Raw genomic sequence first — 20,720 nt, 5'->3', positions numbered from 1 at the left:
CCATGCACGGTAGGGGCACGCCCCGGTGGATCGTGAGCGGGGTCACTGGCACCATGCGGATCATGCGCGGGCTGATGCAGGACTACCCCCTCACGATCGACGCGATCTTCCGGCACGTCGAGCAGCACTACGGCGACGGGACGATCGCCACCGCCGGCCCCGACGGCATCACCCGGACCACCTACGCCGAGTGGGCGGAGCGGACCCGCAAGCTCGGCGGGATGCTCGACACGCTGGGCATCAGCGCCGACGGCCGGGTGGGCACGTTCGGCTGGAACAGCCAGCGCCACCTGGAGCTCTACTTCGCCGCCCCCGCCAGCGGCCGCGTCCTGCACACGCTGAACATCCGGCTGTTCCCCGAGCAGCTGACCTACATCGCCAACCACGCCGAGGACGAGGTCGTCTTCGTCGACCGGTCGGTGCTGCCGCTGCTGTGGCCCCTGATCGACACGATGAAGACCGTCCAGCACGTCGTCGTCATGGACGACGGTGGCACCAACGAGATCCCCGACGACCCGCGCGTCTCCGACTACGAGACGCTGCTGGCCGACGCCTCCCCCGTCGACTTCTACGTCAGCGACGAGAACTCCGCGGCCTCGATGTGCTACACGAGCGGGACGACGGGCAACCCGAAGGGCGTCGTCTACTCGCACCGCTCGACGTTCCTGCACACGATGGGCGTGATGGCCCCGAACGCCTTCGGCCTGGGCATCCAGGACGTCGCCATGCCGGTCGTGCCGATGTTCCACGCCAACGCCTGGGGCATCGCCCAGGCCGCGCCGGCCGCCGGGGCGTCGCTGGTCATGCCCGGCCCGATGATGCAGCCGCAGGCGCTGGCCGACCTGATCGTGAACGAGGGCGTCACGTTCACCGCCGGCGTGCCGACGATCTGGCAGGGCGTGCTGCCGCACCTCGCCGGCCGGCCGCACAAGCTGCGCGACATCGGCTGCGGCGGCTCCGCCGTCCCCAAGGCCCTGTCCGAGGCCTACCGCGAGCAGGTGGGCCTGCCGATCCTGCAGGCCTGGGGCATGACCGAGACCCACCCGGTGGCGTCCTCCGGCGTGCTGCCCAAGCGCTACGCGGACGCCGACGAGGAGACCAAGGCGGCCCAGCGCTCCCGCGCCGGCATCCCGTTCCTCGGCGTGGAGGCGCGCATCGTCGACGCCGAGTCGCTCGAGGCGCAGCCGTGGGACGACTCGGCCACCGGCGAGCTGCAGGTCCGCGGGCCGTGGTGCGCCAAGGACTACTACAACCCCGACGCCGGCGTGACGCTGCTGACCGAGGACGGCTGGATGCGCACCGGCGACGTCGCGGCCATGGACGCCTACGGCTCGATCCGGATCGCCGACCGCACCAAGGACCTCATCAAGTCCGGCGGCGAGTGGATCAGCTCGGTCGACCTCGAGAACGTGCTCATGAGCCACCCGAAGGTGAAGGAGGCCGCCGTCGTCGGCATCCCGCACCCGAAGTGGGACGAGCGGCCGCTGGCGTGCGTCGTCCTCAACGAGGGCGAGGAGGCGACCGAGGAGGAGATCCTCGAGTTCCTGCGGCCGAAGGTGGCCAAGTGGTGGCTGCCCGACGCCGTCGAGTTCATCGACGAGGTGCCCAAGACCAGCGTCGGCAAGTTCTCGAAGAAGGACCTGCGCAGCCGCTTCGCCGAGTACCAGCTCCCGTCCTGAGCGGTGGTTTCGCGCGCTTGACCGCGCGCGGTTGAGCGCGCGAAACCGCAGAGCTCAGCGGACGAAGGGGGCGTGGCCGGTCTCGCTGACCATGGGCCGGCCGGCCGCCTCCCACTCGCCCATGCCGCCGGCGACGTTCACCGCGTCGAAGCCGTTCGCGTTCAGCCACGCCGCGACCCGCGCCGAGCGGCCGCCCATGCGGCAGGTCACGTAGAGCGGGTCACCCTCGGGCAGGTCGTCGAGGCGTGCGGGCACCTCGCCCATGGGGATGTGCGTTGCACCGTCGATGTGCCCGTGCACCCACTCGTCGTCTTCTCGGACGTCGAGGACGACGGCGTCCTCCGGGATCTCGTCGACGGACACGGTCGGGACCTGCATCGGCATCACGCGTTCCATTCTGCAACTGCCGGGCGGGGCCGCTCGTCCTGCTTGGATGGAGCCGACATGAGCACCGCACCCCCGCCCGTCCGGATGCCGGCCTGGCCGCTGTCCCGCTCCGCGATCTGGCTGTGGGTCACCCAGGGCCTGGTCAGCGCGCTCGTCCTCGGCGTCGCCGCCACGGTGTTCACCCTGCTCGTCCCCGACGAGGGCGGCCCGCTGCCGGTGCTGCAGTGGGCCGTGCCGGCCGCCGCGGTCGTGTACGCCATCGTGGCCGTCGGCATCCGCCCGGTGTTCCGCTACCGCGTGCACCGCTGGGAGGTCACCGGCGAGGCCGTCTACACGCTCACCGGCTGGCTGACCCGCACCTGGACGCTGGTGCCGATCGCCCGCATCCAGACCGTCGACGTGACCCGCGGCGTGCTGCAGCAGCTGTTCGGGCTGGCCTCGGTCGCCGTCCTCACCGCGTCGTCGCAGGGCACCGTCCGGGTGCCGAACCTCGAGCTCGACGTCGCGCAGCGGATGGCCGAGGACCTCGCGCGGAGGGCGGAAGCGGTCCGGGACGAGGCGACATGATCGAGGCGACGTGATCGAGGCGCCGCCGACGCCGCAGGGACGGCGGACCTCCCCGCTGATCGTGCTGCTGCACACGGTGACCTTCCGGCAGGCCCGCTCGTTCGTCCCCGCCGCGCTGGCCCTGCTCGCGACGGTCGGCGTGAACGGCGGCCGGTGGGCCGTCGTCGGCATGGTCGTCGCGGTCACCCTCGTCTCCCTGGTCACGGCGGGGCTGTCGTGGTGGCGGTTCGGCTACGTCGACGGCCCGACGTCGGTGGTGGTGACCCGCGGGCTGCTCGCCCGCTCGGTCCGCACCGTGCCCAACGACCGGATCCGCGGCGTCGAGGTCGAGGCGCCGGCGCTGCACCGGGTGTTCGGGCTGGTCCGGGTGCGCATCGACGCGGCGGCGGGCGCAGTCGGCCGCAAGGACGAGGAGGAGCTCGTCGTCGACGGCGTCACCCGCGCCGAGGGCGACCGGTTGCGGTCGGTCCTGCTCACCCGGCGACCGGTCGGGACGGCGGTGCAGCCCGAGGACGTCGCCGTCCCCGAGCCGCCGCCCGCCGAGGAGGAGTTCGCGCACTTCGACAACCGCTGGCTGCTCTACGCCCCGCTGGTGGGCAGCTACCTGCTGCTACCGCTGGCCGCCGTCGGCGCGCTGTTCCGGCTGGCCGACGAGCTGCCGGAGGACCTCAAGCCCGACCTGCCCGGCCCGAACGCGCTGGACACGCAGGTCGTGGTGGTCGCGATCGGGCTCGCCATCGTCGTCCTGGTGGTCGGCGCGGTGGTCGGTGCCGCGGTCGTGAACTGGGGCTTCCGGCTGACCCGCCGGGGCGGGTCGCTGCTCGCCGTCCGCGGGCTGATCACCCGCCGGCACACCGAGCTGGAGATCGACCGGATCCGCGGCGTCACCCTCGCCGAGGGACTGGGCATGCGGCTGGTCCGCGCGGCGCGGGTCAGCGCGCTCGTGACCGGCCTCGGCGACGCCGCCCGGCGCGGGCAGCTGCTGCCGCTGGGCCCGCGCGAGGAGGCACTGGCGCTCGGCCACCGCCTGGTCGACGACCCCGGACCGCTGCGCCGTCACCCGCTCGCCGCCCGCCGCCGGCGGCTGAGCCGCGCGGTCACCCCGGGCCTCGTCGTCACCGCCGTCGGCGTCGTGCTCACCGCGACCGACGGCTGGTGGTGGCTGCCGGCCGCCGGTGTCGTCCTGGCGGTGCTCGGGATCCCGCTCGGGCTGGGCCGGTACGCCTCGCTCGGCTCGGTGGCGGGGGCGACGTCGTTCAGCGTGCGGTCCGGGTGGCTGTCCCGGGAGCAGGCGGTGCTGCAGCGGCGGGCCGTGGTCGGCTGGAGCGTGCGGCAGTCGTTCTTCCAGCGGCGGGCCGGCCTGGCGACCGTCGTGGCCTGCGTCGGAGCCGGCAGCGGGGGCTACGCCGCCGTCGACCTGGCCGCCGCGGACGTGCCGGGATTCGCCCTCGCGGCATCCGAACCGTGGGCCGCCACGCTGGAACACCGTGTCGCAGCTCCGACGTTGGACTGACCGTCACTAGCATTCGCGGGCGTCCGCGCTGGTCAGGAGGCTTCATGGGGCGAGAGGACCTTCCCGGTCGCCCGCTGCCCCCGCGGCTCGACCCGCGCGCCGGGCGCACCCCCCATGAGCGGACGGCCCACGAACGCGCCCCCCACCAGCGCAGGAACCCCCGCCGGACCTCGCGCGGGGTCGTGGCAGCCCGTCTGGTCGCCGCCCTCGTGTCGGCGGCGCTGCTCGCCGTCAGCGGGTGGGGCTGGTACCTGACCCAGGTCGCCGACGCCTCGGTCAACCGCACCGACGCGATCCCGACGTCGGGCAACGACGGCATCGGCACCGACATGAACCTGCTGCTCGTCGGTCAGGACGGCCGCACGGACCTGACCCCCGAGCAGCTGGCGGAGCTCAACGCCGGCGCCAACGACTCCGGCGGCCTCAACACCGACACGATGATCCTGGTGCACGTCCCGGCCGACGGGTCCCGCGCCTCCTTCGTGTCCTTCCCCCGCGACTCGTACGTGGAGATCCCCGGCCACGGCAAGGACAAGCTCAACGCGGCCTACGCCTACGGCTACTCCTCGGCGGGCTCCCAGGCCTCGACCGCCGAGAAGGAGGCCGCCGGGGCGCAGCTGCTCGTGCAGACGATCAGCAAGCTGAGCGGGCTGCAGATCGACCACTACGCCGAGGTCGACCTGCTCGGCTTCTTCAACCTGGCCACGGTCGTCGGCGGGGTCGAGGTCAACCTCTGCTACGCCGTCGACGACAGCCAGTACTCCGGCGCGGTGTTCCCGGCGGGCAAGCAGACGATCACCGGCGCCGACGCGCTGAAGTTCGTCCGCGAGCGGCACGGCGTCCGTCCCGACGGCAGCCCCGCCCTCCCGCGCGGCGACCTCGACCGGATCGTGCGCCAGCAGGTGTTCATCGCCGGCGTCGTCCGCAAGATCCTCTCCGAGGACGTGCTGCTCGACCTCGGCAAGCAGCGGCAGCTGGTCAAGGCGGCGGCCGGGTCGCTGACCGTCGACCGCTCGCTGGACCTGCTGGACCTGGCCAAGCAGATGCAGTCGGTCACCGCGGGCAGCATCGACTTCCAGACGGTGCCGGTCGCCGACGCGAACGCCCACGACGACCAGGGCCGGTCGATCGTGAAGCTGGAGGACGAGGACACGCTGCACGCGTTCTTCGCCCAGCTCTCGGCCTCCCCGGCGGACGCGCAGGGCGGCGGCCAGCCCGCGACGCAGACCGTCGCACCGGGCGAGGTGAAGGTCGCCGTCTACAACGGATCGGGCACGGCGGGCCTCGCGGGCCAGGCCAAGACGGCGCTGCAGGCCGCCGGCTTCGTCGTCACCAGCACGGGCAACGCCGACTCCAGCGACTACGCCACCACCGAGATCCGCTACGCCGCCGGCGACGAGGCCCTGGCCGCCACGCTGGCGGCCAGCGTCCCGGGCGCGGCGCTCAAGCAGGTGGACGACGCCGGCGCCGGCACCGTCCAGCTCGTGATCGGCAAGGACTTCAACGGGATCGGGCAGGCGGTCACCGCGCCGGCGGCGCCCGCCTCGTCCTCGGCCGACACCCCGCGCACCGCCGCCGACACCAGCTGCATCAACTGACCAGCCGGGCGACCAACCGTCCGGCCGCGGTCGGGTGCTCGGCCGCCAGCAGCCCGGCCGCGGCCAGCACGTACTGCCGGTCGACGACCACGTCGCTGCCGGCCAGCACGCTGCCGGCCCCGCCGGCGTCCGCGGCGATCCGGGCCACGGCGGCGTCGACGTCCTCCGCGTGCCGGAACACACCCCCGGACAGGACGACGAGCCCCGCCGCCCGTGCGCTCGCGCCACCCGGGCCGTAGGCGGCCTCCGCGCGCAGGTGCCGTCGCAGCGCCACGGTGGCCGCCGCCTCGCCCAGCGCGAGCGGGTCGTCGCCGGGGTCGGTCAGCCCCTCGGCGCGAGCGGCCCGGCGCAGGTCGTCGGCGCTGGCGGAGACCCCGAGGTCGCCCTCGACGGTGCGCCGGCGGGCGGGCACCCCGACCGCCTCGCGACCGAGCGTCGCCTGCTCGGCGTCGGGGTCGGGCACCGAGTAGACGTCGGTGGTCGCCCCGCCGACGTCGAGGACGACGACGCCGCGCTCGGCCGCTTCTCGGGCCAGCACGCTGACGCCCTCCAGGACGGCGTCCGGCGTGACCGCCCGCACCCACTGCCGCAGGCGCGGGTCGGTGGACAGCCGCGAACCGCCGATGACGTGCTCCAGGAACACCGCGCGGATCGCCGTCCGCGCCGACTCCGGCTCCAGCAGGCCGATGTCGGGCAGCACGTTGTCCGCCTCGGTGACGGGGAGTCCGCCGTCCCGCAGGACCGCGGCGACATCGTCCCGGACGGCGGCGTTGCCGGCCAGCACGACCGGTACGGACCGACCCGTCCCGGCCAGCGCCTGGGCGTTGTGCCGCAGCACGGAGGCCTCGCCGCCGTCGGTGCCGCCGACCAGCAGGACGACGTCCGGCGCCACCGCGGCGAGGCGGGCAAGCGCGGCATCGTCCAGGCGGCCGGCGGCCACGTGCACCACCCGCGCGCCGGCCGACAGCGCCGCGCGGTGCCCGGCCTCGGCGCTGATCAGCTCCTCGTAGCCGACGACCGCAAGCCGCAGCCCGCCGCCCGCGCTCGAGCAGGCGATGACCGGCGCGTCCCAGCCCTCGGTGGCGGCGAGCACGCCCCGGACGACGTCGTCGAGGGTGGTCGGCGACTGGTTCACCGCGAGCAGGTCGCCGTCCGGTAGGCCGATCAGCGCGGCCTTGGTGTAGGTGGAGCCGATGTCGACGCAGGCGATCGCGCTCATGCGCGCACGAGGCCGGCCTCGGCGGCGCCCGCGGTGAGCGCGTCGAGGCCGAAGGCCTGCACCGGACCGGCGGCGCCGGTGGTCCGCACGCCGCTCGCGGCGGCCGTCGTCGCACCCCAGGCCAGCATGGCGCCGGTGAAGCCGTAGGGCTCCGGCCCGGCGAGCTCGACCCGGCTGACCAGCTCGCCGACGCGGTCCCGGACCTCGGCCACGGCGATGTCGCGCACCTGCTCGTTGCCCGACGGGCCCTCGGCGACCCGGCGCCCGAGGGCTGTAGCCAGCCGCTGGGCGGCGCCCGACGCCCCGGGCACCCGCGCGGCCAGGCCGGTGAACGGCGAGAGCAGGTGCGCCGCGCCCGTGGCCGGCCCGAGCCAGTCGAGGAAGACGCCGACCTCCCGCAGCGAGGGGGCCAGCGCCGGCAGCGTGAGGTGCTCGGAGCCGCCGATCGACAGGCCCTGCCGGGTGCGGCCGGCGGCGTCGAAGCGCCAGGTCCGGTGTCCGGGCGTCTGGGTCACGAGGCGGCCGCCGGTGAAGGCGAACCCCGGCTCGAACAGCACGCCGATCGACGAGACGAGCGTGCCGCGGGAGAACGCCTGACCGCGGGTGCCCTGCATGCTGTAGCCGACGTCGAGCCGGTGCGCCCGGTCGCCCGCCTCCTGCAGCGCCAGCGCGCCGGCGAGGTTGCCGGGCACGTAGTCCATGCCGAACGCCGGGACCAGCGTCGCGCGGTCGGCCCGCGGTCCGAACTCCTCGAACACCCGCCGCACGAACGGCGGCTCGCCGGTGGAGTCGAGGTAGATCGCGCCGGCGTCGACCGCCGCGGCCAGCGCCGGCTCGCCCAGCTGCAGGAACGGGCCGACGGTGGTGACCAGGACGTCGCCGGGCTCCAGCAGCGCCCGGACGGCGGCCGGATCGCTCACGTCGGCGCGGGCGGTCTCCAGGCCGCCGAGCTTCTCGGCGAGCGCGGCGAGCTTGTCGGGGCTGCGGCCGGCCAGCACCGGGCGGGCGCCGCGGGCCACCAGCGCCTCCGCGGTCAGGCGGCCGGTGTAGCCGGTGGCGCCCAGCAGGACGATCCGGGAGGTCATCCGCCGGACCCTATCCGCCGGCCGCGCGGGGCCACTCCGCCGTCCTCCCGCACCGAACGCTGTCCTCCCCCACCAACGCTGGTGCGGGAGGACAGCACTGATCAGGTCACCTGATCAGTGCTGGACGGCCTTCTCGGCGCCGATGCCGGTCAGGGAGCGGACCTCGAGCTCGGCCCACTTGTCCCCGTCGGCCTTCTCCTTGGTCAGCACCGTGCCCAGCCAGCCGAGCACGAAGGCCAGCGGGATCGACACCAGTCCCGGGTTGTTCAGCGGGAACCAGTGGAAGTCGACGTCCTGGATCATCGACGTCGACTTGCCCGTCGCCGGGTTCACCGCCGCGCCCGAGACGACCGGCGAGAAGATGATCAGGACGACCGACGAGATCAGCCCGCCGTAGATCGACCACAGCGCGCCCTGGGTGGTGAACCGCTTCCAGAACAGCGAGTAGAGGATCGTCGGCAGGTTCGCCGAGGCGGCGATCGCGAACGCCAGCGCGACCAGGAAGGCGATGTTCAGCCCCGCCTGGAGCGCCAGGATGCCCAGCCCGATCGCGATCGCGCCGATCACGATCGCGGTGATCCGGGCGACCTTGATCTCGCCGTTGGGTGGCACCTCGCCCTTCTTGATCACGTTCGCGTAGACGTCGTGCGCGAACGAGGCCGAGGCGGTGATGGTCAGGCCGGCGACGACGGCGAGGATCGTGGCGAACGCGACGCCGGCGATGATGCCGAGCAGCACCGTGCCGCCGAGCTCGAACGCCAGCAGCGGCGCGGCGGCGTTGACCGCCCCGGGTGCGCCGAGGATCCGCTCGGGGCCGACCAGCGCGCCGGCGCCGTAACCGATGACCAGGCTCATCAGGTAGAAGATCCCGATCAGCCAGATCGCCCACTGCACCGAGCGCCGGGCGTCCTTGGCCGTCGGCACGGTGTAGAAGCGCATCAGCACGTGCGGCAGGCCCGCCGTCCCGAGGACGAGCGCGAGGGCCAGGGAGACGAAGTCCAGCTTCGAGGCGTTGCTGATCCCGTACTGGTTGCCCGGGTCGAGCACCTTCGCCCCGGCGGTGTCGGCCGCCCCGCCCAGCACCGACGACGGGTTGAAGCCGTACTTCGCCAGCACCCAGACCGTGATGACCAGTGCCCCGGCGAGCAGCAGGGTGGCCTTGATGACCTGCACGTACGTGGTGCCGCGCATGCCGCCGACCAGCACGTAGAAGATCATCAGCGCGCCGACCAGGATCACGACCAGCGCCTGGGCCGCCTCGCCCTTCACCCCGAGCAGCAGGGTGACCAGGCCGCCGGCGCCGGACATCTGGGCCAGCAGGTAGAACAGCGAGACGACCAGCGTGGAGATCGCGGCGGCGGTGCGCACCGGCCGCTGCCGCATCCGGAACGCCAGGACGTCGGCCATCGTGAACCGCGCCGTGTTGCGCATCAGCTCCGCGACGAGCAGCAGCGCGACCAGCCACGCGACGAGGAAGCCGATCGAGTACAGGAAGCCGTCGTAGCCGAAGACGGCGATGGCACCGGCGATGCCCAGGAACGACGCGGCGGACAGGTAGTCACCGGAGATGGCCAGGCCGTTCTGCGTCGCGCTGATCGTGCGCCCGGCCGCGTAGTAGTCGGTGGCGCTGCGGTTGGTCCGGCTGGCCCGGAACGTGATGTACAGCGTGATCAGGACGAAGACGCCGAAGATCGCGATGTTGATCCCGGGGTTGCCGACCGTCTCCTCGGCGGCGAGCACGTCAGCCACGGCGGGCCTCCTCGCTCGTCGTCCCGGCGGCGAACTCGTGCTGCTCGAGGCGCTCGCGCATGTCCTCGGCGATGGGGTCCATCGACCGCGAGGCGTGCCGGACGTAGAGCTGGGTGATCAGGAACGTCGTCACGAACTGGCCCAGCCCGAGCAGGACGCCCAGGTTGATGTTCCCCAGCACCTTCGTCTCCATGAACGACGGCGCGTAGGTCGAGAGCAGGACGTAGAGGAAGTACCAGACGAGGAACGCGACGGTCGTGGGGACGACGAAGCTGCGGAACCGCTTGCGCAGTTCGGTGAACTCCGCGGAATCCTGCGCTTGGCGGTACTCCTCCGACGTCAACGTGCGCCGGTCGTTCGGAGCGGTCACTGTGCTGCCTTCCTGTGAAGTAGCTGTGTGAGCCGGGTCACTGTACGACTCCGCTCCGCGATCCGACACCTTCGAGTCCGATCCGTTGCAGACCGCGCCGCGTAACCCGTGGGGAACATCGATGCGGTCCAATGAGGCATGCCCGCGCTGCGCACCGGTGCCTGGTTCCCCGTCGCCCGCGCCGCCGACGTGGGGACGACACCGGTCCCGGTCGGCGCCGACGGGCAGTCCTACGTCGTCGTCCGGTTGCGGCCCGGCGGCGAGATCAGCGCGTTCCCGGCCCGCTGCCCGCACCGGCTCGTGCCCCTGGCCGCCGGCTCGGTGATCGACGGGCGGCTGCAGTGCCCGTACCACGGCTGGCAGTTCGACGCGGAGGGGCGCTGCGCCACGGTCCCGTCCCTCGGCCCCGACGGGACGCCGCCGCCCCGGGCCGACCTGCACGTGCCCTGGGCGGTCGAGGAGCGCGGCGGCTGGGTCTGGCTGGCGCCGTCGTCCACCGACGAGCCCTGCCCGCAGGCGACCGACGTCGAGCCCGAGCCGGCGCCGGCTCCCCCGCAGCCGGCCGGCCGGGTGTTCTCCAACGTCGACCCGTCGCTGGAGCACGCCTGGCACCCGGTGGCGATGTCCCGCGAGCTGCACCGGGGCGGGTGGCTGCAGGTGCGGCTGCTCGGCCGGACCTGGATGCTGCGCCGCACGCCCGACGGGCTCGAGGCCGATCCGCCGGCCTGGGGCGTCCGCGAGCGGCTCGGCCTGGTCTGGCTGGCCCCCGCCGAGCCGGTCGACGAGGTGCTCGAGGTGCCGGAGGCCGCCGACCGCCGGTTCGTGGCCGGCTGGCTGCTGCCGAAGCGCTCCGTCGGCCCGGCCGGCCCCCTGGCCGACAACTTCCTCGACGTCGCGCACTTCCCCTTCGTGCACGCCGCCACCTTCGGCGCCAGCGACGAGATGGAGGTGCCGGCCTACGACGTGATCCCGCAGCCGGGCGGGTTCGACAGCATCCAGGAGCAGTGGTTCGACAACGTCACCGACCCGGGCGTGGCCACCGGGGAGCGCCCGCTGCGGCAGCGCCGCCGGGCCACCTACAGCTACCGGGCGCCGTTCCAGCTGCGGCTGCGGCTGGACTTCCTCGACTCCGGGGCGACGACGACGATCCTGTTCCTGCTCCAGCCCGAGGACGTCGACTCGACGCGCATCTACTCGTGCCTGCTGCTCTACGCCGGCCCGGGGGTGCCGCTGCCGTCGCCGGCCACGGTGGCCGAGGAGGTCGACTTCGAGGAGCGGGTGCTCGCCGAGGACCTCGCCCTGCAGGCGACCATGGAGAGCTCGGGACTGCCGCTGGTCATGCGCGACGAGCTGCACGTGCGCTCCGACCGGCTCGGCGTCGCCCTGCGCCGCTCGCTGATCGACTTCGCCGCGACCACCGGCGCGCCGTCGGCCTGACTCAGCCCTCGATCCGCTCCCCGCACGACGGGCAGCGGGTCGGCGGGTCCTCGTCGGCGAGCCGGCCGCAGGCCGGGCAGACGCGGACCAGCCAGCACGCCGGGTCGCCGCCCTCGACGACGGGCACGTCGGAGGCCCGCCGGTCCTCGGTCATCCCGCTGCCGCCACTGCGGTCGGCCCGTGCAGGGAGGCCGCGGCGCCGAAGTCGAACAGCGCGGCGAGGATCTCCTCGCGCCGGTCGGCCGGCAGCCGGTCGAGGCCGGTGCGCAGGCCCTCCAGCCGCAGGTCGTCGTAGCGCTCGAGCGTCTCGTCGCCCGACGGGCTGACCCGCAGCTCGATCTCGCGACGCGTCCGGGGGCTGGGCCGCCGCTCGACCAGCCCGGCGGCGACCAGCCGGTCGACCAGCCGGCTGGTGGTCGAGACGGTGACGTCGAGCCCCTCGGCCAGCTGGCCGAGGTTCGCCGTCCCGAGCTCGCGGAGCACGGTCATCGCGCGCAGCTGCACCACCGACAGCTGACCGAGCCGGTCGGCGGCCCGGGTGGAGATGCCCATGACGGCGCGCGCGAGGAGCAGCAACGTCTGGTCCTGCGCGGAACGCCCCATGAACACTCCTCAGTGCGTACTTGGCGTGCACCAACAGTTTGCACCTCCGGCGCTCCGACCGGGGTCGGACCCCCGTGTCATCCTGCGGGACGACGACGCAGCGTCCGCGACTGCCTACTGTCGTGTGCGATGGAGCGGACCCCGGCCCCGGAGCGGCTGACGGCGACGATGCGCCGGCACCCGTTCGGCGTCGACGTCGCGCTCACCGTGGCCTTCGTCCTGATCACGGTGGTCCTGCCCGGGCCGGCCTACCGGAGCCCGGCAGAGGCGGTCCTGTTCGGCCTGCTGATCAGCGTGCCGCTCGCCTGGCGGCGGAAGGCACCGATCCCCGCAGCCGCCGCGATGGTCGTCGTGGGACTGCTGCAGCTCGTCGCCCTCCCCGATCTGCTGCTCGCCGACGTCGCCGTCCTCCCGATGATCTACTCGCTCGCGGCCTACGCACCCCGGTGGGCCGCGCAGACCGGCCTGGGTCTGGGGCTGTTCGGCGCGGTGCTCGCCGGCCTGCGCTACTACTCCTACGGGGCCGGCGACGCGCTGCTGGCCACGGTGACCACCGGCGGGATCGCCGTCGTGGCCGCCTGGGCGCTGGGCAACCTCCGGCGGGCCCGGGTGCAGCGGCTGGCCGCGCTGGAGGAGCGCGCCCGGCTGCTCGAACTGGAGCGGGACCAGGAGATGCGGCTCGCCGCGCAGACCGAGCGCGCGCGCATCGCCCGCGAGCTGCACGACGTCGTCGCGCACTCGCTGTCGGTGGTGATCGCCCAGGCCGACGGCGGGCTGTACGCCGGGCGCACCGACCCGGACAAGGCCACCGGAGCGCTGGAGCAGATCGCCGCGACCGGCCGCCAGGCGCTCACCGACATGCGCTCGCTGCTCGGTGTGCTGCGCGAGGACGGCCGGCAGGAGTACGCCCCGCAACCCGACGTCGCGGCGATCAAGGAGCTGGTCGAGGACGTGCGGACCAGCGGCCTGGACGTCGACCTCATCGAGGAGGGCCTGCCGCAGCCGATGCCGGCCGGGCCGCAGCTGGCCGCCTACCGGATCGTGCAGGAGTCGCTGACCAACGTGCTCAAGCACGCCGGGCCGGCCGGCCGGGCGTGGGTGCGACTGCAGTGGCGGGACGACGCGCTGGAGCTGTCGGTGCTCGACGACGGCCGGGGGGCGGCGGCCGTGCTGTCGGACGGCCAGGGCCAGGGGCTGCGCGGGATGGTCGAGCGGGCGGCGCTGCACGGCGGCCGGCTGACCGCGGGCCCGCGGCACGGCGGCGGTTTCGGCGTGCACGCGGCGCTGCCCTACCGGACCGCGGCCCGATGATCCGGGTGGTGCTGGTCGACGACCAGCAGATGGTGCGGGCCGGGTTCCGGATGGTCATCGAGTCGCAGCCGGACCTCACGGTGGTCGGCGAGGCGGGGGACGGCGCCGCGGCGGTCGCCCTGCTGGGCTCGGTGGCCGCCGACGTCGTGCTGATGGACGTGCGGATGCCCGGCACCGACGGCATCGAGGCGACCCGGCAGGTCACCGCGCTGCCCGAGCCGCCGCGGGTCGTCGTCCTGACCACCTTCGACCTCGACGAGTACGTGGTGGCCGCGATCGGCGCCGGGGCCAGCGGGTTCCTGCTCAAGGACGCCCCACCGGAGGAGATGCTCTCGGCGATCCGAACGGTGCACGCCGGCGACTCGGTGATCGCGGCGTCGTCCACCCGGCGGCTGCTGCAGCACGTGGCACCGATGCTGCGCCGGACGGCGCCGGTGCCGGCCGCCGACGAGCTCGGCGAGCTGACGCCGCGGGAGCGCGAGGTGCTCGTGCAGATGGCGTACGGGGCGACCAACACCGAGATCGCCGAGCACTTCGTGGTCAGCGAGGCGACGGTGAAGACGCACGTCGGGCGGGTGCTGGCCAAGACCGGTTCCCGCGACCGCGTGCAGGCCGTCGTCCTGGCCTACCGGACGGGCCTCGTGCAGCCCGCCGACCTCCTCCGCAACGCCTAAGCCTTTCCCCCGCGCTTTATCGCGATTAACCGCGCGTGCTTTATCGCGATAAAGCACGCGCGGGTCCGACTGGGGGATGAGGGCAAGATCGGTCTCGGCTCCGACGCGGGAGGACGACGCCGACCGGCAGCGTGATCGGCAACCGATCACCTGACCTGGAGGAACCGTGTCCGTCCCCGTCATGACAGTGCCCGGCGAGCCGCCGGCGTCGCAGTCGATGGCCGCCGTCCGCGCGAGCGGCCTGCGCAAGGTCTACGGCAGCGGCGAGACCGCCGTGCACGCCCTGCGCGGCGTCGACGTCGCCTTCGCCCGCGGCGAGTTCACCGCGATCATGGGCCCGTCGGGCTCCGGGAAGTCGACGCTCATGCACTGCCTCGCGGGGCTGGACACCGCCAGCGCCGGCCAGGTCTGGCTGAGCGACACCGAGCTGACCAGCCTGCGCGACGACCAGCTGACCACCCTGCGCCGGCAGCGGGTCGGCTTCGTCTTCCAGTCGTTCAACCTGCTGCCGGTGCTCGACGCGCTGGAGAACATCACCCTGCCGATGCAGCTGGCCGGGCAGCGGCCCGACCGCGCGTGGCTGGACGCCGTCATCGCCCGGCTCGGCCTGCGCGAGCGGCTCGGGCACCGGCCGCACGAGCTCTCCGGAGGCCAGCAGCAGCGGGTGGCCATCGCCCGCGCCCTGCTGCCCCGGCCCGACGTCGTCTTCGCCGACGAGCCGACCGGCAACCTCGACTCCCGCGCCGGCGCCGAGGTGCTCGGCCTGCTGCGCTCCAGCGTCAAGGAGACCGGCCAGACGGTCGTCATGGTCACCCACGACCCGACCGCCGCCGCCTACGCCGACCGGGTCGTGCTGCTGGCCGACGGCGCGCTGGCCGGCGAGCTGATCGCGCCCACCGCCGAGTCGGTACTCGACGCGCTGCGCGGACTGGGGGCCTGAGCCGCCGTGCGACGCGTTCTCCTCGCCCAGCTGCGCACCCACGCCGCCCGGCTGGTCGCCTCCACCCTGGCCGTCGTCATCGCGACCGGCTTCGTGGTCGCCACCCTCGTGCTGAACGAGACCTCCCGCGACACCATCTACGAGGCGGTCGGCGCCCAGTACGTCGACACCGCCGCGGTCGTGAAGGCCGACAACGGGTCCGCCTTCGACCCCTCCGCGCTGACCGGGCTCGACTCGGTCGGCGCCGTCGCCCCGACCTGGGCCACGCAGGTGCAGGCCGCCGTCCCGGGCCGTTCCGGCGCGCAGTACCTGCTGGTCGACACGGTCGCCGACGACCCCGCCCTGCGCTGGCAGCACCTGTCGTCCGGCACGCTGCCCGACCGGCCCGGTGAGATCGCGGTCAGCGACCGCGCCCGCGCCTCGGTCGGCGACGTCCTCACCATCACCGCCTACGACGGCGAGGGCAACGCAGCCACGAGCGAGGCCACGGTCACCGGCATCCTCGACCTCGGCGGCGACCCGACCGCAGGGCTCTACGCCCGGGGCGCGGTGGTGCCGCAGCAGGCGCAGGAGTGGGGGGCCTCGACGCCCGACGAGCTGCGGATCGCCGCGGCGCCGGGCTACTCCGACCGGCAGGTGGCCGACGACGTCGCCGCCGCGCTGGCCGGGCAGCAGGTCACCGTGCGCACCGGCGCCGAGGAGGCCGCGCACGCCGCCGCGGGGCTGACCGGCAACTCCACCGCGCTGGCCGCCGTCCTGCTCGTGTTCGGCACCGTGGCGGTCGTCGTCGCGGGGCTCGTCATCGCCAACACCTTCGCCGTCCTGCTGGCGCAGCGGACGCGGGAGCTCGCGCTGCTGCGCTGCGTCGGCGCCACCGCCCGGCAGGTCCGGCGCAGCGTGCTCGGCGAGGCGCTGGCCACCGGGCTCGTCTCCTCGGCGCTCGGGGTCGCGGCCGGGATCGGCCTGGCCGCGCTCGTCTCGGCGCTGACGGGCACCGACTCGCCGATCCCGCTGGCCGGGGTGAGCGTGCCGCTCTACGCCGTCCTCACCGGGCTGGCCGTGGGCACCCTGGTGACCCTGCTCGCCGCGCTGGCGCCGGCCCGCGCCGCCACCCGCGTGGCACCGCTGGCCGCGCTGCGCCCGGTGGACGCCGCGCCGCTGCGGTCCCGGCCGGGGCTGCTCCGGCTGCTGCTCGGCCTGGCCCTGCTGCTGCCCGGCGCGGGCCTGCTCGCGGTCGGCGTCCTCGTGCACAGCGTGCTCGTCGCGCTGCCCGGTGGCGTCGCCAGCTTCCTCGGGATCGTGCTGCTCGCCCAGCGCAGCATCCCTCCGGTGGTCGCGGCCGCCGGTCGGCTGGCCGGCCGGCTCGGCGGGGTGCCGGCCAGGCTGGCGGCCGGCAACGCCACCCGCAACCCCCGGCGGACCGCGGCGACGGCGACCGCGCTGCTCATCGGCGTGACGCTGACCTCGGCGATGGTCGTCGGCGCGGCGTCGACCCGGGCCACCGCAACCGCAGGCCTGGCCGCCGCCTACCCGACCGACGTGCTGGTGCGCGCCGGTGAGCCGCTGCCGGCCGGCCTGCTCGGCGACCTCACGGCGGTGGACGGCATCGCGAGCGGCACCGCCCTGGCCGCCGCGCAGGTCACCGGCCCGGACGGCTCGGAGTGGCAGGTGGAGGGCGTCGACCCGGCGGCCGCCGCGCCGGTGCTGCGCTCGACCACCCAGCTGGTGCTGCCGAAGGACGGCCAAGTGGTGCTGCCCGAGTGGCTGGCCGACAGCTGGTCGGTGCACGCCGGCGACCAGGTGCGGCTCAGCACGGACGACGGCAGCCTCGACGCCACCGTGGTCGTCGTCGGCAGCAACGACGTCGACGACCCGCTGCTCACCGCCGCCGACCTGCACCGCCTGACCCCGCGGACGACGATCGGCGAGCTCTGGCTGCGCCTGGCCGACCGCAGCGACGACGACCAGGCCGCGACCGTCGACGCGGTCACCGACCTCGTCGGCACCGCCGCGCCCACCGCGATGGTGGCCGGGCTGGTCAGCGAGCGCGCCGCGATCGACTCGGTGCTCGACACGCTGCTGCTCGTGGTCACCGGGCTGCTGGGGATCGCGGTGGTCATCGCGCTGATCGGCGTCGGCAACACCCTGGCGCTGTCGGTGGTGGAGCGGCGGCAGGAGAACGGGCTGCTGCGGGCGCTCGGGCTCACCCGCGGGCAGCTGCGCGGGCTGCTCGCCTGGGAGGCGGTGCTGGTCGCCGGCGTGGCCGCGGTGCTCGGCGTCGTCCTCGGGGGCGCCTACGGCCTGATCGGCGCGGCGTCGGTGCTCGGCGGGCTGGGCGAGGTGGTCCTGGCGGTGCCGTGGCTGCAGGTGGCCGCGATCGTCGCCGTCGCCACGCTGGCCGGGCTGCTGGCCTCGGTGCTGCCGGCCCGCCGGGCGGCGCGCACCGCGCCGGTGGCGGCGATCGCCGCCGTCTGACCCCCTGCCCCCGGGACGCTCGTGCCCTGCCCACGCCCCGTGGGCAGGGCACGAGCGTCGCGCTCACTCCTCGCCGATGTCCTCGTTCCACAGCGCGGGCCGCTCGGCGATCATCCGCCGCATGAGCTCGATGCATTCCGGATCGTCGAGGACGTCGACCTGCACCCCGTGCGAGCGGAGCAGGTCCTCGGAGGCCTGGAAGCTGCGGTTCTCCCCGATGACGATGCGCGGCACGTCGTAGAGCAGGGCCGTCCCGGCGCACATGTAGCAGGGCGACAGCGTGGTGTAGAGGACGCTGTGCCGGTACACCGAGGCCGGCTGCCGGCCCGCCCGCTCGATGCAGTCGGTCTCCCCGTGCCGGATCGAGCTGCCCATCTGCACCCGTCGGTTGCGGCCGACCGCGAGGACGCGGCCGTCGTGGACCAGCGCCGCGCCGATCGGGACCCCACCCTCCTCCCAGCCGATCCGCGCCTGCTCGACCGCGAGACCCAGGAAGAAGCGGTCCTGCTCCTCGTCGGACAGGCCGGGCGGAAGGGTGGGGAGGGGGGCCTCGGGCACGGCTGGATCCTTCCGGGTGACGGTCGGCGACGCGGTGGGCTGGCAGCGCCCCGACATCGAACCACCCCTGACGAGGAGGAAGTCACCTTCCTCAGATGACCGCCTTTGCCGCTCGGGCTGGGATGCTGGACCTCGTGGTCTCCCCTGCACTTCGCCGCACCGCCGTCGCCGCCGCCGTCCTCGCCTGGCCCGTCAGCTGGGTCGTCCGGGCCGCGTGGGGCCTGCCGAACGCCCTCGGCGCCAGCCAGCGCCAGCTGCGCCCGACCGTGACCGCGTCCGAGCACTACTACGACGGCAAGTTCCACAACACGCTGCCGACGCCGGCGCTCAAGCCGGCCAACGCGCGCGACGGGCTGCTGCGGCAGTGGCACGAGCAGCGGCACAACGGGCACCCCGGCGCCGAGGTGCCGCTGACCCGCGACGAGTTCCCGGTGCAGGCCGGCGAGCTGGCGGTCACGTGGTTCGGGCACGCCAGCGCGCTGCTGGAGATCGACGGGCAGCGGGTGCTGTTCGACCCGGTCTGGGGCGAGCGGGTGTCGCCGTCCCCGACCCTCGGGCCCACGCGGCTGCACCCGAACCCGGTGCCGCTCGAGGCGCTGCCGCCGGTCGACGTCGTCGTCATCTCGCACGACCACTACGACCACCTCGACCTGCCGACCGTCCAGTGGCTGCTGCGGCGCTCCGGCGCGGTCTTCGTCGTCCCGCTCGGCATCGGGGTGCACCTGCGCACCTGGGAGGTGCCCGAGGATCGGATCGTCGAGCTGGACTGGAACGGCAGCACGACCGTCGGCGAGCTCACCCTCACCTGCACCGAGGCCCGGCACTTCTCCGGCCGGTTCTTCGCCCGCGACACCACGCTGTGGGCGTCGTGGGCGATCGCCGGCCCGCGGCACCGGGTCTTCTTCGGCGGCGACACCGGTTACACCCCGGCCTTCGCCGAGATCGGCGCGCGGCTGGGCCCGTTCGACCTCACGATCCTGCCGGTCGGCGCCTACAACGAGGCCTGGCACGCGATCCACATGGACCCCGAGGAGGCGGTCCGCGCGCACGGCGACCTCGGCGGCCGGGTGATGCTGCCGATCCACTGGGCCACGTTCAACCTGGCGTTCCACCGCTGGGCCGAGCCGGTGCAGCGGGCGCTCGTCGCGGCGGAGCGGTCGGGCGTGCAGCTGGTCGTGCCGAAGCCGGGCGGGCGGGTCGACGTCCTCGACCCGCCGGACCTCAAGGACTGGTGGACGTCGGTCGGCTCGCAGTCCGACGCCGAGCACCACTCCCCGGAGACCGCGGACCGCTAGGCGCTGGCCCGGACGACGAGCTCCGACGGGAAGAACCGCTGCTCGTCGCGCACCCCGTCGAGGACGGTCCGCACCGCCGCGGTGGCGATGTCGGCCACCGGGTGGGTCGTCGTCGTCAGGTCGGTGAGCTCCGCGGCCGGGACGTCGTCGAAGCCCGCGACCGCCACGTCACCGGGCACCCTGCGGCCGGAGCGGCGCAGGGTCGACAGCGCGCCGAAGGCCACCTCGTCGCAGCTGGCCACGATCGCGTCGATGTCCGGCCAGCGCGCCAGCAGCGTCGCGGCGCCCGCGGCACCGTCGGCCGCGCAGAACCCGCCGGGCACCACGCGGACCGGGAGCCCGGCTGCTTGCACCGCCGCCCGGTAGGCGGCCACCGGCCGGTGCGTGCAGGGCAGCCACGACGGCCCGGTGATCATCGCGATCCGCCGCCGGCCGGAGCGGACCAGGTGCTCGACCCGCCGGCGGGCCGCCGCGGCGCCGTCCACGTCGACGGCCGGCACGGTCGCGCTCCCGACCCCGATGGACACGGTGCGGCCGACCAGCCCGCGCGGCAGCTCGGCCAGCACCTCCCGCGTGGTGTTGAGCAGCACGAGCCCGCCGATGGTGCGGTCACGGGCGAGCGCGTCGAGCACGCCGGCCGGGCGCTGCCGCGGCACCGGGACGACGCCGATGCCGAGCCCCTCGGGCGTGAGCACCTGGGCGCCGGCGGTGACCACCCGGGCCAGGTACCAGCAGGAGACGTCGGTGCAGTCGCTGACCACGGCGACGACCACCCGGGCCCCCCGCCCGCTGACCAGGGCCCGGGCCACGGGATCGGCGACGTAGCCCAGCGCGCGGGCCGCTGCCCGTACCTGTCGCTGCGTTTCCGTCGACACCGGCCCACCACCGGTGAGCGCGCGGGATGCGGTCGCCCGGGAGACACCCGCGGCACGCGCGACGTGCTCGAGGGTCACCGCGGGGTGTGCGTCGGCCGGCACGGGGCCGTCGTACCACGAGGGGCCGACGACCGCCGCCAGGTTTTCGGGTGGAAGCGCTTCCCAGCGCAGCGGTTGGCAGGAACGGTGCGGTCGCGGTCATTCCTGTCACTCGCCCGCCCACACGGTCAGCGGCACGCTGGAGGCATGTCCGTGTGGAGAGCGTTGCGCGACTTCTTCGCCGTCCAGGCCGAGTTGCACGAGCGCATGTCGCTTCGCGACCGGCCGTGGGAGGAGGAGTTCCTGCACTGAGTAAGGACCCCGCTGCCCCCCACCGCTCGCAAGC

19 protein-coding genes are annotated in these 20,720 nt (G+C 74.4%); 10 read left to right on the top strand and 9 right to left on the bottom strand.

The annotated features are described in order from the left end of the window. The first annotated feature begins 32 nt into the window (after positions 1 to 32). Positions 33 to 1,679 (top strand): long-chain fatty acid--CoA ligase, encoded by a 1,647-nt coding sequence (locus GGQ55_RS09870; protein WP_366489034.1) that lies wholly within the window; start codon positions 33 to 35, stop codon positions 1,677 to 1,679. 54 nt (positions 1,680 to 1,733) lie between these two features. On the opposite strand, the gene GGQ55_RS09865 is transcribed toward GGQ55_RS09870, so the two are convergent. After that, entirely contained in the window at positions 1,734 to 2,063 is a 330-nt protein-coding gene (locus GGQ55_RS09865; RefSeq protein WP_246324306.1) for a rhodanese-like domain-containing protein, read from the bottom strand. Positions 2,064 to 2,123: 60 nt separating this feature from the next. Between GGQ55_RS09865 and GGQ55_RS09860 the strand changes: the two genes are divergently transcribed. From GGQ55_RS09860 to GGQ55_RS09850, 3 genes are all read left to right on the top strand, one after another. Continuing rightward, the gene (locus tag GGQ55_RS09860; RefSeq protein ID WP_179716296.1) at positions 2,124 to 2,633 is read left to right on the top strand and encodes a PH domain-containing protein; all 510 of its coding nucleotides are present in this window, start codon (positions 2,124 to 2,126) and stop codon (positions 2,631 to 2,633) included. Between the two features lie 10 nt (positions 2,634 to 2,643). Then, complete coding sequence (locus GGQ55_RS09855) at positions 2,644 to 4,146, top strand: PH domain-containing protein (protein WP_179716295.1); 1,503 nt, start codon at positions 2,644 to 2,646, stop codon at positions 4,144 to 4,146. 182 nt (positions 4,147 to 4,328) lie between these two features. Beyond that, entirely contained in the window at positions 4,329 to 5,744 is a 1,416-nt protein-coding gene (locus tag GGQ55_RS09850) for an LCP family protein (protein ID WP_366489033.1), read from the top strand. On the opposite strand, the gene GGQ55_RS09845 is transcribed toward GGQ55_RS09850, so the two are convergent. From GGQ55_RS09845 to GGQ55_RS09830, 4 genes are all read right to left on the bottom strand, one after another. Beyond that, positions 5,737 to 6,963: a glutamate mutase L gene (locus GGQ55_RS09845; RefSeq protein WP_179716293.1), complete on the bottom strand. Its 1,227-nt coding sequence runs from the start codon at positions 6,961 to 6,963 to the stop codon at positions 5,737 to 5,739. The two genes, GGQ55_RS09850 and GGQ55_RS09845, sit on opposite strands and share 8 nt — an antisense overlap. Beyond that, entirely contained in the window at positions 6,960 to 8,048 is a 1,089-nt protein-coding gene (locus GGQ55_RS09840) for a saccharopine dehydrogenase family protein (protein ID WP_179716292.1), read from the bottom strand. The genes GGQ55_RS09845 and GGQ55_RS09840 overlap by 4 nt, the downstream gene beginning before the upstream one ends. 114 nt (positions 8,049 to 8,162) lie before the next feature. Then, positions 8,163 to 9,797, bottom strand: a complete 1,635-nt coding sequence (locus GGQ55_RS09835; protein ID WP_179716291.1) for a monocarboxylic acid transporter — start codon at positions 9,795 to 9,797, stop codon at positions 8,163 to 8,165. Beyond that, complete coding sequence (locus GGQ55_RS09830; protein ID WP_179716290.1) at positions 9,790 to 10,167, bottom strand: DUF485 domain-containing protein; 378 nt, start codon at positions 10,165 to 10,167, stop codon at positions 9,790 to 9,792. The genes GGQ55_RS09835 and GGQ55_RS09830 overlap by 8 nt, the downstream gene beginning before the upstream one ends. A 138-nt stretch (positions 10,168 to 10,305) precedes the next feature. Between GGQ55_RS09830 and GGQ55_RS09825 the strand changes: the two genes are divergently transcribed. Continuing rightward, positions 10,306 to 11,604: a Rieske 2Fe-2S domain-containing protein gene (locus GGQ55_RS09825; RefSeq protein WP_179716289.1), complete on the top strand. Its 1,299-nt coding sequence runs from the start codon at positions 10,306 to 10,308 to the stop codon at positions 11,602 to 11,604. A gap of 1 nt (position 11,605) precedes the next feature. On the opposite strand, the gene GGQ55_RS09820 is transcribed toward GGQ55_RS09825, so the two are convergent. Beyond that, the gene (locus GGQ55_RS09820) at positions 11,606 to 11,758 is read right to left on the bottom strand and encodes a hypothetical protein (RefSeq protein WP_179716288.1); all 153 of its coding nucleotides are present in this window, start codon (positions 11,756 to 11,758) and stop codon (positions 11,606 to 11,608) included. After that, a complete protein-coding gene (locus tag GGQ55_RS09815; protein WP_179716287.1) occupies positions 11,755 to 12,207 on the bottom strand; it encodes a MarR family winged helix-turn-helix transcriptional regulator in 453 nt (150 codons plus the stop codon). Before GGQ55_RS09815 ends, GGQ55_RS09820 begins: the two co-directional genes overlap by 4 nt. Positions 12,208 to 12,336: 129 nt before the next feature. Between GGQ55_RS09815 and GGQ55_RS09810 the strand changes: the two genes are divergently transcribed. The 4 genes from GGQ55_RS09810 to GGQ55_RS09795 all read left to right on the top strand — a co-directional run bounded on the left by GGQ55_RS09810 (position 12,337) and on the right by GGQ55_RS09795 (position 17,607). Continuing rightward, positions 12,337 to 13,518 (top strand): sensor histidine kinase, encoded by a 1,182-nt coding sequence (locus GGQ55_RS09810; protein WP_179716286.1) that lies wholly within the window; start codon positions 12,337 to 12,339, stop codon positions 13,516 to 13,518. After that, entirely contained in the window at positions 13,515 to 14,192 is a 678-nt protein-coding gene (locus GGQ55_RS09805) for a response regulator (protein ID WP_179716285.1), read from the top strand. The genes GGQ55_RS09810 and GGQ55_RS09805 overlap by 4 nt, the downstream gene beginning before the upstream one ends. A gap of 166 nt (positions 14,193 to 14,358) precedes the next feature. Next, entirely contained in the window at positions 14,359 to 15,132 is a 774-nt protein-coding gene (locus tag GGQ55_RS09800; RefSeq protein WP_436277827.1) for an ABC transporter ATP-binding protein, read from the top strand. 6 nt (positions 15,133 to 15,138) lie between these two features. Beyond that, entirely contained in the window at positions 15,139 to 17,607 is a 2,469-nt protein-coding gene (locus GGQ55_RS09795; protein WP_179716284.1) for an FtsX-like permease family protein, read from the top strand. A gap of 63 nt (positions 17,608 to 17,670) precedes the next feature. Here GGQ55_RS09795 and GGQ55_RS09790 read toward each other — a convergent pair whose 3' ends face one another. Then, positions 17,671 to 18,165: a nucleoside deaminase gene (locus GGQ55_RS09790; protein ID WP_366489032.1), complete on the bottom strand. Its 495-nt coding sequence runs from the start codon at positions 18,163 to 18,165 to the stop codon at positions 17,671 to 17,673. A gap of 95 nt (positions 18,166 to 18,260) precedes the next feature. Between GGQ55_RS09790 and GGQ55_RS09785 the strand changes: the two genes are divergently transcribed. After that, positions 18,261 to 19,460, top strand: a complete 1,200-nt coding sequence (locus GGQ55_RS09785; protein ID WP_246323793.1) for an MBL fold metallo-hydrolase — start codon at positions 18,261 to 18,263, stop codon at positions 19,458 to 19,460. Here GGQ55_RS09785 and GGQ55_RS09780 read toward each other — a convergent pair. After that, entirely contained in the window at positions 19,457 to 20,437 is a 981-nt protein-coding gene (locus tag GGQ55_RS09780) for a LacI family DNA-binding transcriptional regulator (protein ID WP_179716282.1), read from the bottom strand. The genes GGQ55_RS09785 and GGQ55_RS09780 overlap by 4 nt on opposite strands. Between the last annotated feature and the right edge of the window lie 283 nt (positions 20,438 to 20,720).

The sequence above is a fragment of the Petropleomorpha daqingensis genome, from assembly GCF_013408985.1.
Taxonomy (GTDB): Bacteria; Actinomycetota; Actinomycetes; order Mycobacteriales; family Geodermatophilaceae; genus Petropleomorpha; species Petropleomorpha daqingensis.
Note: the sequence above shows the minus strand (reverse complement) of the source record. Positions and strands in the feature narration are given on the sequence as shown.

What these genes read in the sequence shown, in the direction of transcription:
- GGQ55_RS09815 (WP_179716287.1), bottom strand. Translation starts at nt 12,207, where the DNA reads ATGGGGCGTTCCGCGCAGGACCAGACGTTGCTGCTCCTCGCGCGCGCC.
- GGQ55_RS09840 (WP_179716292.1), bottom strand. Translation starts at nt 8,048, where the DNA reads ATGACCTCCCGGATCGTCCTGCTGGGCGCCACCGGCTACACCGGCCGC.
- GGQ55_RS09860 (WP_179716296.1), top strand. Translation starts at nt 2,124, where the DNA reads ATGAGCACCGCACCCCCGCCCGTCCGGATGCCGGCCTGGCCGCTGTCC.
- GGQ55_RS09810 (WP_179716286.1), top strand. Translation starts at nt 12,337, where the DNA reads ATGGAGCGGACCCCGGCCCCGGAGCGGCTGACGGCGACGATGCGCCGG.
- GGQ55_RS09805 (WP_179716285.1), top strand. Translation starts at nt 13,515, where the DNA reads ATGATCCGGGTGGTGCTGGTCGACGACCAGCAGATGGTGCGGGCCGGG.
- GGQ55_RS09865 (WP_246324306.1), bottom strand. Translation starts at nt 2,063, where the DNA reads ATGCCGATGCAGGTCCCGACCGTGTCCGTCGACGAGATCCCGGAGGAC.
- GGQ55_RS09845 (WP_179716293.1), bottom strand. Translation starts at nt 6,963, where the DNA reads ATGAGCGCGATCGCCTGCGTCGACATCGGCTCCACCTACACCAAGGCC.
- GGQ55_RS09785 (WP_246323793.1), top strand. Translation starts at nt 18,261, where the DNA reads ATGACCGCCTTTGCCGCTCGGGCTGGGATGCTGGACCTCGTGGTCTCC.
- GGQ55_RS09825 (WP_179716289.1), top strand. Translation starts at nt 10,306, where the DNA reads ATGCCCGCGCTGCGCACCGGTGCCTGGTTCCCCGTCGCCCGCGCCGCC.
- GGQ55_RS09820 (WP_179716288.1), bottom strand. Translation starts at nt 11,758, where the DNA reads ATGACCGAGGACCGGCGGGCCTCCGACGTGCCCGTCGTCGAGGGCGGC.